This window comes from Crossiella sp. CA198 (genome assembly GCF_052078295.1).
Taxonomy (GTDB): domain Bacteria; phylum Actinomycetota; class Actinomycetes; order Mycobacteriales; family Pseudonocardiaceae; genus Crossiella.
Genome location: NZ_JBQJIM010000020.1, coordinates 129243 through 144887, shown reverse-complemented (window position 1 = coordinate 144887; position 15645 = coordinate 129243). Strand labels below are relative to the sequence as shown.

The 15645-nt window shown below is 71.1% G+C and carries 14 protein-coding genes; 7 read left to right on the top strand and 7 right to left on the bottom strand.

Annotated features, from left to right (window positions below):
• Positions 1–273 precede the first annotated feature (273 nt).
• Genes ACTOWY_RS31145 through ACTOWY_RS31135 form a run of 3 tightly spaced genes read right to left on the bottom strand, consistent with a single transcriptional unit; the run spans position 274 to position 1772 of the window.
• Positions 274–1485, bottom strand: coding sequence for an FAD-dependent oxidoreductase (locus ACTOWY_RS31145; protein ID WP_441313177.1), 1212 nt, complete (start codon positions 1483–1485; stop codon positions 274–276).
• Positions 1482–1622, bottom strand: a complete 141-nt coding sequence (locus ACTOWY_RS31140) for a hypothetical protein (RefSeq protein ID WP_441313176.1) — start codon at positions 1620–1622, stop codon at positions 1482–1484. The genes ACTOWY_RS31145 and ACTOWY_RS31140 overlap by 4 nt, the downstream gene beginning before the upstream one ends.
• Positions 1623–1649: 27 nt before the next feature.
• Positions 1650–1772: a hypothetical protein gene (locus ACTOWY_RS31135; protein ID WP_441313175.1), complete on the bottom strand. Its 123-nt coding sequence runs from the start codon at positions 1770–1772 to the stop codon at positions 1650–1652.
• A gap of 159 nt (positions 1773–1931) precedes the next feature.
• On the opposite strand from ACTOWY_RS31135, the gene ACTOWY_RS31130 reads away from it, so the two are divergent.
• The gene (locus ACTOWY_RS31130; protein ID WP_441313174.1) at positions 1932–2744 is read left to right on the top strand and encodes an aminoglycoside 6-adenylyltransferase; all 813 of its coding nucleotides are present in this window, start codon (positions 1932–1934) and stop codon (positions 2742–2744) included.
• Between the two features lie 155 nt (positions 2745–2899).
• On the opposite strand, the gene ACTOWY_RS31125 is transcribed toward ACTOWY_RS31130, so the two are convergent.
• Positions 2900–4045: a threonine synthase gene (locus ACTOWY_RS31125; RefSeq protein ID WP_441313173.1), complete on the bottom strand. Its 1146-nt coding sequence runs from the start codon at positions 4043–4045 to the stop codon at positions 2900–2902.
• An 81-nt stretch (positions 4046–4126) separates the two neighbouring features.
• On the opposite strand from ACTOWY_RS31125, the gene ACTOWY_RS31120 reads away from it, so the two are divergent.
• Complete coding sequence (locus ACTOWY_RS31120) at positions 4127–4753, top strand: helix-turn-helix transcriptional regulator (protein ID WP_441313172.1); 627 nt, start codon at positions 4127–4129, stop codon at positions 4751–4753.
• A gap of 169 nt (positions 4754–4922) precedes the next feature.
• Complete coding sequence (locus ACTOWY_RS31115; protein WP_441313171.1) at positions 4923–6017, top strand: ADP-ribosylglycohydrolase family protein; 1095 nt, start codon at positions 4923–4925, stop codon at positions 6015–6017.
• Position 6018: 1 nt separating this feature from the next.
• Here the strand turns inward: ACTOWY_RS31115 and ACTOWY_RS31110 are convergent, their stop codons facing one another.
• Positions 6019–6381: a DUF1304 domain-containing protein gene (locus ACTOWY_RS31110; protein ID WP_441313170.1), complete on the bottom strand. Its 363-nt coding sequence runs from the start codon at positions 6379–6381 to the stop codon at positions 6019–6021.
• A 61-nt stretch (positions 6382–6442) separates the two neighbouring features.
• Positions 6443–9607 carry a bifunctional cytochrome P450/NADPH--P450 reductase gene (locus tag ACTOWY_RS31105; protein ID WP_441313169.1) on the bottom strand — a complete coding sequence of 1055 codons (3165 nt, stop codon included), beginning with the start codon at positions 9605–9607 and terminating at the stop codon, positions 6443–6445.
• A 121-nt stretch (positions 9608–9728) separates the two neighbouring features.
• Between ACTOWY_RS31105 and ACTOWY_RS31100 the strand changes: the two genes are divergently transcribed.
• From ACTOWY_RS31100 to secD, 4 genes are all read left to right on the top strand, one after another.
• The gene (locus ACTOWY_RS31100) at positions 9729–11120 is read left to right on the top strand and encodes a PAS domain-containing protein (RefSeq protein WP_441313168.1); all 1392 of its coding nucleotides are present in this window, start codon (positions 9729–9731) and stop codon (positions 11118–11120) included.
• A complete protein-coding gene (locus ACTOWY_RS31095; RefSeq protein ID WP_441313167.1) occupies positions 11113–11859 on the top strand; it encodes a GNAT family N-acetyltransferase in 747 nt (248 codons plus the stop codon). Before ACTOWY_RS31100 ends, ACTOWY_RS31095 begins: the two co-directional genes overlap by 8 nt.
• A 44-nt stretch (positions 11860–11903) precedes the next feature.
• On the top strand, positions 11904–12296 hold the full coding sequence (locus tag ACTOWY_RS31090; RefSeq protein WP_441313166.1) for a hypothetical protein: 393 nt from the start codon (positions 11904–11906) through the stop codon (positions 12294–12296).
• An 84-nt stretch (positions 12297–12380) separates the two neighbouring features.
• Positions 12381–14654 (top strand): protein translocase subunit SecD, encoded by a 2274-nt coding sequence (gene secD, locus ACTOWY_RS31085; protein ID WP_441313165.1) that lies wholly within the window; start codon positions 12381–12383, stop codon positions 14652–14654.
• 22 nt (positions 14655–14676) lie between these two features.
• Here the strand turns inward: secD and ACTOWY_RS31080 are convergent, their stop codons facing one another.
• Positions 14677–15519, bottom strand: coding sequence for a CPBP family intramembrane glutamic endopeptidase (locus ACTOWY_RS31080; protein ID WP_441313164.1), 843 nt, complete (start codon positions 15517–15519; stop codon positions 14677–14679).
• Positions 15520–15645 lie beyond the last annotated feature (126 nt).

Here is a 15645-nt window from a genome sequence, read left to right as displayed (position 1 = left end):
GGCGGCGTTGATCCGGTTGCTCCGGGCGAAGCTGGGCGGGGTCGGCGGTTGGGGGGTGGTGCCGCCGACCCCGCTTGCGTGCCGGGTGGGTCTCGACAGCGACGAATTCGTCGGGGTGAGGTCGTCGCGTCGCCCGGCGGAATGGTGGTCCGTGTGGAACCGAGTATGGCCGGTAATCGTGTGCTGGCAACGGTTCTGGTACCAAAGTCCGGCCATGGCTGCCCGAAGGGTCAGTCTTTCGTCCTCGCGCTGCCGGGGTCGGCGGCAAATAGGTCAGCGGTCCAGCAGGGTGGTGTCCAGCCGGGGTGGACATGGACCGTAGGCGTTGCGGCGGGCGGAGCGGGTGCGGATCCAGGGCAGGGCGGTGAGCAGGCGCAGGAACGAGGGCGGTGCGAGGTTCTTGCCCTGTTCACGGGCGGTGGCCACCCGGCGTTCGATGCGGGTCTGGTCCGCCTGCACCTGGACGATGGCGGGTTCTCTGGCGGCTTGGATCGCGGCGAGGGTGGACTCGGTGAGATCACCGGCGCGCAGTGCGGGGATCAGCTGGTTGGCGGCTTCGACCGCGTCTTGGACGGCCATCAGGATTCCGTTGCCGCCCACCGGGGAGATGACGTGGGCGGCGTCGCCGAGCAGCACCACACCCGGGCGATGCCAGCGCGGGGCGCGGGCGATGTCCAGGGACAGCAGGGTGATCTGATCGAAGCCGGTCAGCCGGGTGACGCGGTCGGACAGCCAGGGGACGTGCCGGTGGATGAAGTCCTGGATGGGGGTCACGCCTGCCTGTTTCGCCGCCGGGAAGCCGCCTTTGGGCAGGGTGTAGCCGATCTGCCAGTCAGCGACGCCGCCGAGCAGCGCGACGTAGTGGTCGCGGCCGAAGTACAGGTCGACGTCGGCCTCCGGTGGATCCGCCGGGTGCCGGGGCAGGCGGAACCAGAGCAAATCGCTGCTGGCGCCCAGGGATTCCACCGGCAACTCGGCCAGGCGGCGCAGGCGGGAGAAGCGGCCGTCGGCGCCGATGACCACGGTGGCTGGCAGGTCGTGTTCGCCGTGCTCGTCCCGGTAGCGAACGCCGGTGACCGTCTCGCCCTCGCGGAGCAGGCCGATCACCTTGGCGGCCATCCGGATCTGGCAGCTAGGCAGGGATTGTGCCTTGCCGGCGAGGAAATCCAGGAAGCGGACCTGCGGCATCAGTGCCACGTAAGGGAATGGGGAGTCCAGGCCGCGGTAGTCGGCGGCGGTGATGGTGCCGTGCGGGGTGTGGAAGCGGAAGCTGCGGGCCGGGTGGTGCGGCAGGCGGAGCAGGTCCTCGGCCAGGCCGAGGGTGTCCAGGAGTTCCAGGGTGTAAGGGTGCAGGGAGTCACCGCGGAAGTCGCGGTCGAAGTCGGGCTGGGCCTCCAGCAGGGTCACCGGCACTCCGGCGCGGCCCAGCAGATAGGCGAGCACCATGCCGCCGGGACCGCCCCCGGCCACCACCACCCCGGTCATCGCCGGGACCCGCTGACCAGCTCGGCCCGGATCGCCTGGGTGAAGGCGCGCTCCTCGCGACGCCCGTCGGGCCGCACCCCCGACAGCACCCCGGTGAGGCTGGGCACCGCTGCGACAACCCCGGCAAGAATGTCCACCGGGACAGTCTGCCTGCTCCGCCCGTCTCAGTCCTGCCCCGCGGCCTGGCTCTCCACCGGCTCGGGCACCGCCGCCTCCTCTCGTCCGTTGGTGAGCGTGGCGGCGCTCCACTGCTGGTCATCGTGCTCGTTCAACCGGTGTCGCCCCATGATCGGCACCTCCCCGTGGTTTCGGCGCGACTACCCCGTAGCCGGTGGGTCGAATCCGCGGGCCTGGGCAATGTCACCATTCCGGGTTACCGCGTCTCTACCGACCGGTCGGTAGAGACGCGAAGGTCGCTGTCACCGGGGCGCGGGTAGCGTGGCTTTGTGATCACCGAAGCGGGGCTCGCCGGGTGGGCGGCGGGCAGGGCGGATATCCGGCTGGTGCTGCGCACCGGCTCACGGGCGCGACGGGACGGCACCGCGGATGCCTTCTCCGACCACGACATCGAGCTGTTCAGCACCGATCCCGAGTCCTACGCCGACGCCGCGGACTGGCCGGCCGAACTCGGGCCGGTGCTGGTCAGTGTCGGCCTCGACGGACCGTGGGACAACCCGGCCCGGTTGGTGCTGTTCGCCGACGGCGTCAAGGCCGACTTCCAGGTGGTGCCGTTGTCGCTGCTGGATGAGTTGGCCGGGGGACTCGACGAGCTGCACGAACGCGGGTACGAGGTGCTCTACGACCCGGACGGACTGGCCGCGCGGTTGCCCGCGCCCACTGGCCGGCCGCGGCCGGAAGCCGTGACCGAGCCGGACTTCCAGGAACTGTGCGCGGAGTTCTGGTTCGAGATCGCGCACCTGCCGCGGTACCTGGCTCGCGGGGAGCTGTGGGTGGTGAAGTCCCGGGACTGGACGACCAAGGAACTGCTGCAGACCCTGGTCGAGTGGCATGCCCAGGCGGTGCGCGGGGCGGACCTGGACGTGTGGCACGGCGGCACCCGGATGCGGGACTGGGCCGCACCCGGGGTGTGGGACCGGTTGCCCGCGACCTTCGGCGGGTTTGCCGCGGCGGACGCGCGGCGGGCCGCCCATGCGACCGGGGTGCTTTTCGCCGAACTGGCCCGCGAGGTCGCCAAAGCCCACGACTTCACCTACGACCCAGCCCCCGAAACCGCGATCCTGCCCCAACTGACCCCCTGACCCCGCCCCACAACGGCCAACACCCCGTACAACAACGGCCAACACTCGGTACGACAACGGCCAACACGCCGGGAGAAGGACTTCCCCGGCGTGTTGGCCGTTGTGGACGGTGTGTTGGCCGTTGCGGGCGGGGTTGGGGGCGGGGTGGGGTGGGGTTAGTTGGGGGATTTTAGGCCTGCGCCGGAGAGGGCGAGGGTGAGGTTTGGGGTGGTCAGGTGGGGGGTTGCGGTGGTCCAGGATGGGGTGGTGGGGGCGGTTGCGGCGCGGGCGGCGGTGATGGCGGCCCAGCAGACGGCTGAGGTGGGTTCGACGTAGAAGCCGGCTGCGGCCAGTTCGGTGCGGGCCTTGAGGACCTGGTCGTCGGTGACGCCCAGGATGGTGCCGCCGGTGTCGGCCACCGCGGCCAGGATGGCTTCGCCGCGGGCGGGTTCGGCGATGGCGATGCCCTCGGCCTTGGTGGGGACCGGGGTGATGGTGGCGGGGCCGGGGGTGCCCGCGTCGGCCGCGGTGGCCAGGGGGGCGCAGTTGGCGGACTGGACGCCGATGATGGTGGGGAGCTTGGGGATCAGGCCCTGGGCGAGGAGTTCGCGGAAGCCGAGGTAGGCGCCCAGCAGGAGGGTGCCGTGGCCTACTGGGAGGACGACGGTGTCCGGCATTCCTTGTTCCCACAGCTCGAAGGCGAAGGTCTTGGTGCCGTGCAGGAAGTACGGGTGGAACATGTGACTCGCGTAGCTGGCGTCGGGGGCCTCGGCGGCGAGTTTGGCGGCGCGGGCGGCGTCCTCGCGGTTACCCTCGATCAGGTGGACGTTGGCGCCGTGGGCGCGCATCTGGCCGAGTTTGCCGGGTGAGGTGCTCGCGGGCACGTAGATCTCGCACGGGACGCCGATGCGGGCAGCGTAGGCGGACAACGCCGTGCCCGCGTTGCCGCTGCTGTCGGCGATCAGGCGGCGGACGCCGAGCAGGTGGGCCAGGGTGGCGAGCATGACCGCACCGCGGTCCTTGAAGGACAGGGTTGGGGACAGGTATTCCAGCTTCACCCTGGCCTCGGGCAGGCCGACCGCCGGGACCACCGGGGTCATGCCCTCGCCCAGGCTCACCTCGGCCAGCTCCGGGACCGGCAGGGATTCGGCGTAGCGCCACAGGGTGGCGGGGCGGGTGGCCAGTTCGGCCCGGCTGGGCAGCTTGGCGCCGAAGTCGGCGACGTCCAGGACACCGCCGCACGGGCAGAGCCAGACCAGGCTGTCCACCGGGAACTCGGTGGCACAGCGGGAACAGCGCAGCGGCGGCAACTGGTGGGCCACGGTTTCTCCTCCACACGACTTGACTGGACTGATCGTCTAGAAAACTTGGACAGATTGTCAAGTCCGGTCTAGGCTGAGGTGGTGAGCGACACGATGGACCGCGCCGCCGACGACCTGTTCGACTCGGTGCGCCCGCTGGTCGACGGCCTGGCCGCCACCTTCGGCCCCACCGCCGAGATCGTCCTGCACGACTACCGCAGGCCCGAGGCGAGCGTGGTCGCGATCAGCGGCTCGGTGACCGAACGGCATGTCGGTGGCGCGATGAGTGCGATCGGGCTCGGACTGCTCGCCGCTGGCGCTGAGGCCGAGGACCGGCTCAACTACCTGACCCGCACCCCGGACGGCCGCCTGCTGCGCTCCTCCACCATGCTGCTTCGCCTGCGCGGCAAGGTGATCGGCGCGTTGTGCGTCAACCTGGACGTCACCGCGCTGCGCCAGGCCGCCGACACCCTCGCCGGACTCGCCGGGCCCCTGGAACCCGCGCCGGTCACCGTGTTCTCCGACGATGTGGACCAGGTGGTGGACGCGGTGATCGCCGAGGAGGGCGGCTGCGACCGCACCGACCGGGCCGACCGCCGCCGGATCATCGCCGCGCTGGACCGGCGCGGGGTGTTCGCGGTGCAGCGCTCGGCCGCCAGGGTCGCCGAGCACCTGGGTGTCTCCCGGGCCACCCTGTACAACGACCTGACCAAGATCCGGGCCCGATGACGTTGCCGCGCAACCGATCCACGCCACCGGAGCGGTACCGGACCGCCGGGGGTGATTACGCCGAAGGGCGCACCGCGTGCCCGGCGATCGGGCTACCCTGGCAAGATCTGGCCTCGGCTTGACCGGTGTGCCGGCCGGCCGGGACGAACACCGATCGGGGAGGCTGCGGGTGACCTGGGAAGACCGTGTGCTGGGCTGCATGCTGGGCGGCGCCATCGGCGATGCGCTGGGCGCGGACGTCGAATTCGAGTCGATCACCTCGATCCGGCGGCGGCACGGCGCGGACGGTCTGACCGACCTGGTCGCCGCCTACGGCAAGGTCGGCGCGATCACCGACGACACCCAGATGACCCTGTTCACCCTGGAGGGGATGGTCCGGGCGCACGTGCATCAGCGGCAGCACGGGGCCACCGATCCGGTGCCGTTCCTGCTCTCGGCCTACCAGCGCTGGCTGCACACCCAGGGCTATCCGTGGGCCGACGCGCTGGGCGCACTCGCCGAGGCGCATCCGCGGCCGGACGGCTGGCTGATTCGCGAGCCTGACCTGTTCGACCGCCGCGCCCCCGGCAAGACCTGCATCCGCGCGCTGGAGGACATCGGCCGCGGCCAGGCGCCGGGCTCGTTCACCCACAAAATCAACAACTCCAAGGGCTGCGGCGGCGTGATGCGCGCGGCCCCGGTCGCCTTGTGGGGCAACGATCCGGCCGAGGTGTTCCGGATCGCCGCGGCCGGCGCCGCGCTCACTCACACCCATCCCAGCGGCTACCTGTCCGCGGGCTGCCTGGCGGTGATGGTGTGGGCGCTCTTCCACGGCGCGCACATCAACGTGGCCGTCGACAAGGCCGAGCAGATCCTGCGCGGCTATGACCAGCACGAGGAAACCCTGGCAGCGATCGAGGGCGCGGTGCGGCTGGGCGGTCCGATCGACTCGACCACGCCGGAGCGGATCGAACGCGAACTGGGCGGCGGCTGGGTCGGCGAGGAGGCCCTGGCGATCGGGTTGTACGCGTTCCTGCACGGCGGCGGCGAGTTCCGGGAGACCATGCGGGTGGCGGTCAACCACACCGGGGACAGCGATTCCACCGGCGCGATCGCCGGGAACCTCTTCGGCGCGGCGCATGGGATGTCCGCGCTGCCCAAGGACTGGCTGGACAAACTGGAACTCCGCGCGGCGACCGAGTTGTTGAGCCGGGACGCCGTCGCGGAGTTCAGCGCGAACCCGCCCACCTCAAGCGGGTTCCTGCACTGCTATCCCACCTGGTGACTCAGCCGGCCACGAAGACCGCGACCAGGGCCAGCACCGAGGGCACCACCTGGACGTAGAGGATCTTCTTGCTGGCCGTGGCCGCGCCGTAGACCCCGGCGACGAACACGCACGCCAGGAAGAAGATCTTCGCCTGGTAGCCGACCGGGTCGGCCGCGATCAGCGACCAGATCAGGCCTGCGGCCAGGAATCCGTTGTACAGCCCCTGGTTCGCGCCCAGGGTCTTGGTCGCCTCGGCGAACTCGGGGGTGAGCCCGAACGCCTTCTGGCCCCGTGGGGTGGTCCACAGGAACATCTCCAACACCAGGATGTACACGTGGATCAGCGCGACCAACCCGACCAGGATCCCCGCCACGACACCCATCAGAACTGCTCCTTCATCATTCCACTGTGGACAGCCATTGTGCGCTTGAGCCGGGGGTACGTCATCCTGAGTAGACGTCTTCGATGTAACGGTCCTGCGCGATGAGGTCCGCGAGCCAGGCTTCGGCGGCGCTCTGGTCGCCGCCGGTGTGCTTGCGGTGCAGGTCGAGGAAGGCGGCGCGCACGCCGGGGGCCATCCGGGCGCCGTCGCCGCAGACGTAGACCGCCGCGCCGCTGTCCAGAAGCTGCCACACCTGCTCGCCCTCGGCGGCGATGCGGTGCTGCACGAACCGCACGTCCCGCACCGGCGCCTGGGAGAACGCGGGCCGCATCGAGATCACGCCCGCGGCCTCGGCGGCTTCCAGCTCGGCGCGGTGCAGGTAGTCGACCTCGGGGTGGTCGCAGCCGAAGTAGCACAGCGCCGGGCCGGTGTTGCCGGCGGCGAGGCGGTCGGCGATGGCGCCGCGGAAGGGGGCCAGGCCGGTGCCCGCGCTGATCATGATCACCGGGTGGTCGGCGGCGGGGTCGAGCCGGAACGCCTCCCGGCAGGGCTGCACCTTGGCCAGGACGGTGTCACCGGGGCGCAGGCCGGTCAGGTAGGCCGAGCCGATGCCGCGGAAGGTGCCGTCGGCGCAACGGGATGGGGCTGCCAGCAACGACACCATCAGGTCGACCGCGCCCGGCTGGCTCGCGGCCGAGGAGGAGATCGAGTAGTGCCGGGGGCGCAGCGGCGGCAGCAGTTCGAGGGCGATGTCCAGGGTGAGTTGGCAGGCCGGGTTGACCTCCAGGAGGTCCAGAACGCCGCGGCCATCCGGTTGCGCGGCAAGGGCTTCCAGGGCCTTGCGCTCCGGCGGGCACGGGTTGATCGCGGCCAGGGTGCTGAGCTGGGCGGGGGTGGCCGGGTCCTGCAACTCGACGAAGTGGGTGAGCAGGGCGCGGGCGGTGACCGGGCGGTCGATGCCCAGCGCGCCACGGCCGGGGCGGCGGTCGGCGATCTCCAGGACGTCGTCCAGGTCCAGCCGCAGCAGCCGGGCGGCGCGCTCGACCTGGGCCGGATCGTTGGCTGGCAGCACGGTGAGGTGGTCGGCGGTGCGGTAGGTCACGCCCTCGGGCAGCGCGATCCGCAGGAACCGCTTGGACCGGCCCAGCGGGTGCTCCAGCTCGGCCAGGTCGGCGGTGTCGAGGACGGTCATCGGCTGCACCTCGTGCCGGGCGTCGCGGGCCGCGGTGACCGGGCCGGACAGCCTGCGCACCGCGTACCTCGGACCCTCGCTGGTGTCCACTGTGGACACCGCGTCCGGGTCGCCGTACTCGGCCAGCAGCGCGGTCCAGAGCTGTTCGCTCCAGTCGGTGACCGCGCCTGCCAGGTCGCCGGAGGCGTCGGCCTCGCCGCGGTCGAGCAGCCGGGTGGCGCCGAGTTCGGTGAGCCGGGCGTCCAGGGCGGTGGGCACGTGCATGTAGGTGGCGGCCCAGTTGCGGTCGCCGACGCCGAGCAGCGCGTACCGGACGCCGTCCAGGGAGCCGGGTTCGGCCTGGTTGAGCCAGTTCCAGAACTCGGTCGCGTCGTCGGTCGGACGGCCGTTGTAGGATGCCGCGACGATCACCACTGGGGAGCCGGCCGGCAACGACCGAGTGGCGACGTCCAACGGGTCAACGGAAACGTCGCAGCCGTGCTGCTCCCCTGCCTCGGCGATTTCCTTGGCCAGGGTGCGGCAGGTGCCCAGGTTGGAACCGTGCAACACGGTCAGCCTGGTGCCCTGCCGCATCCGGCCAGCCGTCTTCGCGGTGGCGTGCGCGATCTCGGCGACCGCGGGCTGACGCCGGTCCGCGCTGGTGCGCCTGGCCAGGCCCAGGTGCAGGCCCTCGGGTTTGAGGGTCAGCGTTTCCTTGACCTTGAGCTGATAGTTGTCCTGGTCCAGGAAGCGGAAGCGGTGGATCAGCAGGCCCAGCAACAAAGTCGCCTCGTGCAGGGCGAACTGGCGGCCGATGCAGGCCCGCTCGCCGGTGCCGAAGGGCTTGAACGCGTGCACCGGGCGGTCCCGCTCGCGTTCGGGGGTGAAGCGCTCCGGGTCGAAGGCCTCCACGTTGTCGCCCCACACCGGATCCCGGTGCAGCATCGGGGTCAGCACCAGCATCGCCTCGCCCTTGGCCACCGGGTACTTGCCGCCGATCTCGGTGTCCCGCAAGGCCTGGCGGGCGAAGACGGCCGCGGTCGGCCACAGTCGCAGCGTCTCGTTGAGGATCTGCCGGACGTAGCGCAGTTTGCCGATGTCCTCGAAACTCGGGTCCGGGTCCTCGGCATCGCCCCAGAGCGCGTCCACCTCGGCCTGGGCGCGGGCCAGCACGGCCGGGTTCTTGGTCAGGAAGTGCAGCGCGAAGGACAGCGTGCCGGAGGTGGTCTCGTGCCCGGCGATCAGGAAGGTGACCACCTGGTTGCGGATGTTGACCTCGTCCAGGGTCTCCCCAGACTTGGGGTGCGGGGCGTTGAGCATCAGGCCCAGCAGGTCGTCGGTGCTGGTGTCCCCGCTGGCGATGCGCTCCTTGATCACCTCGTCCACCACGCCGTTAAGGAAGGCCACGTCCGCGGCGAACTGCTCATTGCCCTTGCGGTAGAGGAAGTCCATCCCCGGGATGTGCCGGTTCTTGGCCTGGGCGAAGGCCAGGCCGCGGACCAGGGCGGTGATGAACGGGTGCGTGTCCGCGCTCGCGAAGGAGCCGAAGTCGTAGCCGAAACCGGCCAGGCCGATGGTGTCCAGGGTCAGCTTGGTCATGTCCCTCGAAATGTCCACAGTGGACTTTCCGGCGTGCTGATCCCAGGAGCCGATGAGCTTGCGGGCGACGTCGAGCATGGTCGGGTGGTAGGTGCGCATCGAGGACATGGCGAAGGCGGGCAGCAGGATGTCGTGCGCCTTGGCCCAGTTGGGCTCGTCGTTGAAGGCGGTGAACAGGCCGTCGCCGGTGAGGCCGCGGATGGTGACCAGGGAGTTGCCCACGTGCTTGGCGAAACGGTCCTCGTCGGCGAGTTCGGCGACCAGGTCGGCGCCGGAGACGAAGACGACCTCGGTGCCGAAGAACTTGCGGGTGAAGATCGGGCCCAGCGCCCTGGCGTCGTCCATCGCGCTCTGCACCAGGCGGTCCGACGGCGCGCCGAGCACATCGCCGATCACCGGCAGACGGTTGGCCGGGTGCGGCAGTCCGGCCCGGTCGGTTGTGTGTGCGATGCCCATCTCGAATCCCCGATTTCGCTGTGCGCGCTTGTCCTGTCGAGATCAACAGTGCCAGCGCCGATCCGGCGTCTCCGACCATCGCACTACACAATCTTGTAGTCCTCGGCTAGGTTTCCTCCTTGTGCGCGAATCGCTGTCCCGGATCGGTCTGGCCGAACTGCTGGCCGCCTCGGGCGCGCTGGCCTCGCTGCGGGACCGGACCGGCCGGTTCACCTGGGCCTCGCCGAGCTACCGCGAGCTGATCGGGGCAGGTGCGGCCGAGATCGCGGGCAGCACCCTGGCCGACTGGCTGGGGCCGGAACTGGCCGCGCCGGTGGACGCCGAGGACGCGCGGGTGTGGCGGACCGGACAGCCGGTGCGCTGGCGGCCGAGCGATCCGGTGCCGACCGCGCTGCCGGGGCGCTCGGGCAGGCAGGTGTGGCTGGCCGGGCACAAGCTGCTGCTGCACCCGGCGGACGGGGAACCGTTGCTGGGCATGGTCGCGGTGGACGTCGGGGACTGGCTGGCCGACCGGGCGGCGCTGGCCGCGGCCGAGCAGCGGCTGGCCCAGTTCGTCGCGCACGTGCCGGTGCTGGCCATGATCACCGACGCCCAGCACCGCTATGTCTGGTTCGGCGACGCCGGCCACCGGCTGCTCGACCGGCCGGTCGGCGAGGTGGTCGGGCGGACCGTGCCGGAGGTGCTGCCGCCGGATCTGGCCGAGCAGTCGGTGGAGCAGAACGCGGCGGTGCTGCTGTCCGGGGCGGCCCGGCAGGTGCGGCTGCGCACCGAGCAGGACGGGCGGGAGATCGAGTGGTCCGGGTACCGGTTCCCGTTGCCGCAGCCGCAGGGCCCGCCGCACGTGGGCACGATCCTGTTCGACGTCACCGAGTTCCGCACCGCACAGCGGGACGCGGCGTTGTGGCGCAACCGGTTCCTGGCGCTGCTGGACCGGATCTCGGTGCCCGCCGCGATCTGCCTGCCCGACGGCACGCTGAGCATGCTCAACCCGGAGTTCGCCGCCCTGCTGGGCAGCAGCCCTGGCCGGTTGCACGGCACCGTGCTGACCACCCTGATGCAGGCCAGGGACCAGGAGAAACACGATCGGCTGATGCGGGAGTTCGCCTCCGGGGCGCGCGGTCGGCGCCGGCTGGCGGTGCGCTGGAAACCGCGTCGCGCGAGCACCGAGCGCACCGGGGAGCTGACCATCCAGCTGGTCAAGGACGTGGAGACCGGGTTGCTGCTGACCCTGGCCGCCGATCCGGAGCAGCCGCCGCCCGCGGACCCGCCGCCGGAAATCAGTTCCCGGGAAGCGGAGATCATCACTAGGGTCGCCGCCGGGGACACCACCGCGGCCATCGCGGCGGCGCTCGGCCTGACCCCGGACGGGGTGACCTACCACGTCACCCGGCTCTGCCAGCGGTTCGAGGCGGCCAACCGCACCGCGCTGGTGGCCAGGGCATATGCGACCGGAGTGCTGGACATCTCGGTGTGGCCGCCCGCACTGCGGGGGAACGGAGTGGCGAGTGCGTGAGGAACTGCTCGACGGCGGCGGCCGGGTGGTGGCCGTCTACGACCGCCGCACCCGGATGGAGCGGCCCTACGCCGCCGAACTGGAGCCGGTGGGCATCGAGCCCGCGGCGCTGGTCAAGCTGCTCTTCGCCGAGCGCGCGGGCTGGGTGTTCAGCTCCACCCCGGACCTCTGCCACGCGGCCAAGGCCGAGGGCGGCACGATCGTCCGGCACGGGCACGGCTACAGCTATGACCTGCGCACCCAGCCGGTCGACCCGGGCTGGACGGCCGGACCGTTGCCCGCGGGACTGCGGTTCAGCGAGTTCACCGCGACCCTGGACGAGATCTACCCCGCCTATCAGCTGGCCTTCCCACCGGGCCACGTCGACCATGTGCTGGACGCCGAGACCGAGCGGCGGGATTTCGCCCGGCTGCTGGCCGGGGAGGTGCTCGGGCCGGTGCTGCCGTGCAGCAGCCTGGTGTGGGACGGCGAGGCGGTGGTCGGGGTCATCGTGGTCAACGACCGCGAGGGCGAGCCGCCGATGTTCGGGCCATGGATCTCGCAGGTCTACCGGGACCCCGATCCGCGCTACCGCGGGCTGGGCATGGTGCTGCTGCGGCGGGCCCTTGCCCTGGGCGCGCGGGCCGGGCTGCCCGCGATCGGACTGGCGGTCACGGACGGGAATCCGGCGCGGCGGGTGTACGAAAAGGCGGGCTTCCGGCATACCGACGAGTCCATGACGGTGCTGATCCCGGACTGACCCTCTAGACTGGCCGGGTCGGAGCCGAGCTGAGGAGGTGGACCGTGCGCGAGCACCGGGTCCCGCCGCACGCTGTGCTGCTCCGGCTGATCCAGGCCGTGCTACTCACCGCGCTGCTGGTGCTGGTGGCCGCGCCGGTGGCCACGGCCGCGCCGATCACGTTGGCGGACAACGAGGTCGCGGTGTCCACCCACCTCGGTGGGTCCTCTTCGGACCATCGGGACACCCGGCTCAACCACGCCGACCGGGTGGCCATCGCCAACCCGCACGCGCACCAGCACTTCGCCGAGCTGCCCGCCGGACTGCCGGTGGCCGCGCCCGCGTTCCCCCGGCCCAGCGTCGACTTCGCGACCGATCAGAACGCCCTCGACGCCGCGGCCGGTGTCGGGCCGCGGCAGGCGCCCACCAGAGGGCCGCCGTCCACTCCAGGAAGCTGACCCTCACACCGTCCTTTGTGGACGGACCTCACTCCTGGAGGAACCTCACCCATGTCACGCCCTTCGGCGTGGCGGGGACTTCTCGTGCGCGGGCTGCTGTCCCTCGCCGTGCTCGTCACCGCCACCTATCTCGTGCTCAGCACCGCCCCGCGCCTCGGCCTTGACCTGCGCGGCGGCACCCAGATCGTGCTTGAGGCCAAGTCCACCCCGACCGTCACCGCCGATGCCAATGCCACCGACCGCGCCCTGGAGGTGATCCGCCGCCGGGTGGACAGCCTGGGCGTGGCCGAACCGGGGCTGGTCCGCTCCGGGGAGAACCGGATCATCGTCGAACTGCCCGGCGTGCAGGACCCGAAGGAAGCGGTCGCGGTGCTCGGCCGGACCGCCCAGCTGACCATGCACCCGGTGCTCGGCGTGGTGCCGCCGGGCACGCCGCCGGGGCCGGGCGAGAAGGTGCTGCCGGATGAGTCCGGCGCGCCGTTGCGGCTGGCCGCGGCCGCGCTGACCGGCGAGAACGTGTCCGGGGCGAGTTCAGGGCCGGTGCCGCAGGGGGTCGGCTGGCAGGTGGGGATCGACTTCTCCGGGGCCGGCGGGGAGAGCTGGCGGAAGCTGACCGGTCAGGCGGCGTGCTCCTCGCCGGGTGACCCGAAGCGCCGGGTGGCGATCGTGCTGGACGACAAGGTGATCTCCTCGCCGCAGGTGGACCCGTCGGTGGGCTGTCAGGCCGGGATGGGCGGCGGCACCACCCGGATCACCGGCAAGTTCACCCAGGCCGAGGCGAACGAGCTGTCGCTGTTGATCAGCGGCGGCGCGCTGCCGGTGCCGGTGGAGGTCCTGGAACAGCGGACCGTGGGCCCGACCCTGGGCGCGCAGGCGATCGAGGCGAGCGCGTGGGCCGCGCTGATCGGCATCGGCATCACCGGGTTGTTCCTCACCTTCGTCTACCGGTTGGTCGGTTTCCTCGCGGTGCTGGCCTTGGCCGGATACGCGGCGCTGTCCTACTCCTCACTGCTGGCGATCGGGGCGACGCTGACCTTGCCGGGGCTGGCGGGCCTGGTGCTCGCGGTGGGCATGGCGGTGGACGCGAACGTGCTGGTGTTCGAGCGGGCCAGGGAGGACTTCGCCAGCAGATCCGGGCTGCCGCCACGGCAGCGGTTGAGCCGGGCCATGGAGGGCGGGTTCAAGGGCGCGGTGTCGGCGATCGCGGACTCCAACGTCACCACGCTGCTGGCAGCCGGATTGCTGTTCTTCCTGGCCACCGGGCCGGTGCGCGGGTTCGGTGTGACCCTGTCGGTGGGTGTGCTGGCCTCGCTGTTCAGCGCGCTGGTGCTGACCAGGGTGCTGGTGATCGCGGTGTGCGACAACGAGTTCGTGGCGAAACGGCCGTGGCTGACCGGACTGGGCAGCCTTGGCCGGGTGCGGACCTGGCTGACCGGGCGGTTCAGCGGTTTGTTCGCCAACCCGAAGCGCTGGCTGCTGGCCACCGGGGCGATCACGCTGCTGATCGCGCTGGGGCTGGTGATCCGGGGGCCGGAGCTGGGCGTGGAGTTCACCGGCGGCAGGCTGATCGAGTACACCACCCAGCAGCAGGTCAACCCGGACGCGGCCCGGGATGCGTTGCAGGCGGCCGGTTTCGACCGGGCCACGGTGTCCACGAGTGGCGAGAAGGAACTGACGATCAAGACCGCGCCACTGGACGAAACCCAGGCGGCCAAGGCGAAACAGGTCGTGGCGGGGCTCGGCGGCGGCGCGGAACAGGTGCGCAGCGAGCTGATCGGGCCGAGCCTGGGTGAGGAGTTGCGCACGAAGGCGTTGCTGGCCCTGGCGATCGCGGTCGCGGCGCAGCTGGCGTACCTGGCGATCCGGTTCGACTGGCGGCTGGGTGTGGCCACGGTGGCGGCGCTGCTCACCGACGTCGTGATCCTGCTGGGCTTGTTCTCCTGGCTGGGGATCACCATGGACGCGGTGTTCCTGGCGGCCTTGTTGACGGTGATCGGCTACTCGGTGAACGACTCGGTGGTGGTCTTCGACCGGGTCCGCGAGCTACGCGGGTTGCGCCCCAAGGAACATTTTCACCAGATCGCGGGCACCGCGGTGCTGCAGACCCTGCCGCGCACGGTGAACACGGGTGTCGGTGTGCTCGCGGTGTTGCTGTGCCTGCTGTTCCTGGGCGACGGGTCGCTGGCCGACTTCGCGCTGGCGGTGCTGGTGGGTGTGGTCGCGGGCACGATCTCCACGGTGACCACGGCCTCGCCGCTGGCGGTGCTGCTGGACCGGAAGTCACCGGGGGCCGGGCGTCGGCGGGCCAAGCCACGGCCGCAGACCCGGCGACGGGTGGAGTCCGGGGCGGTGGTGTGAGCGGTCAGCGTGGGCCGGTGAGTCAGCGCAGGCCGGTGAGCAGGAAGGGCGCGTTGATGATCCCGTGCACCAGCAGGAGGACGGGGAAGTTGCGGTACCGCGCCCACAGATAGCCGAGGAACATCCCGCGCACACCGTGCCCCGCCAGCACGGTGAGCACACCGAGGCCGACGCCGTGGTGGGACTGGATCCCGATGTGCCACACCGCCCAGAGCACGGCGGCCAGCACGATCCCGGGCCACAGTCCCAGCACGGCCTCCAGGCGGGTTTGCAGCCAGCGCCGGAAGAACAGTTCCTCGATGACGGCGTTGAAGAGGAAGACGATGAGGATGGTCTGGACGTCCGGGATGAGGCGGGATTCGGGGTAGGCGCCCAGGAGATAGGTGAGGCCGAGGAAAACGGCGGCGGGTGCGAGCGGCGCGATCCAGCGGGTGGGGGTCATGGGGCGCCAGCGTTCGCGCTTGCCGCCGTTGCGGCGCAGGTACCAGAACAGGGTGAGCGGGATCGCGATCAGCAGGACTGGCTTGACGATCAGGAACCAGAGTGGGGCGCCCGGTAAGACCATGATGATCGCGAAGAGGGCGGCGAGGGCGGTGAGCCAGGCTGCTTCGAGGCGGGTGCGGGGTGGGTCGAGGCGGAAGGGGTTCTCCCACTTGATGGTCGGTGGGATGAAGCGGGTGACGACGATGGCCAGCAGGGCGGGGACGGTGAGCAGCCAGAGGGGGAGGGTGCCGTCGTGGTCGGCGGTGTAGTGCACGCTGAAGTGGCCGGTCAGGAGGAGGAGTAGGAGGCAGCCGAAGATGGTGGCCAGGCAGCCGACCAGGATGAAGCCACCTAACCGGGCCCAGGATCGCCGTTCCCCCATGGGGCCAACATATCCGGGATCGGGCGGGGGATGCTGTGAGGGCTGCGAGAACGTCGAGTTGGCCCAAGTCGTACGCATAGTTGGCCAAACTGGGCGTACCACTTGGGCCAAGTCGACGGCGGGCGC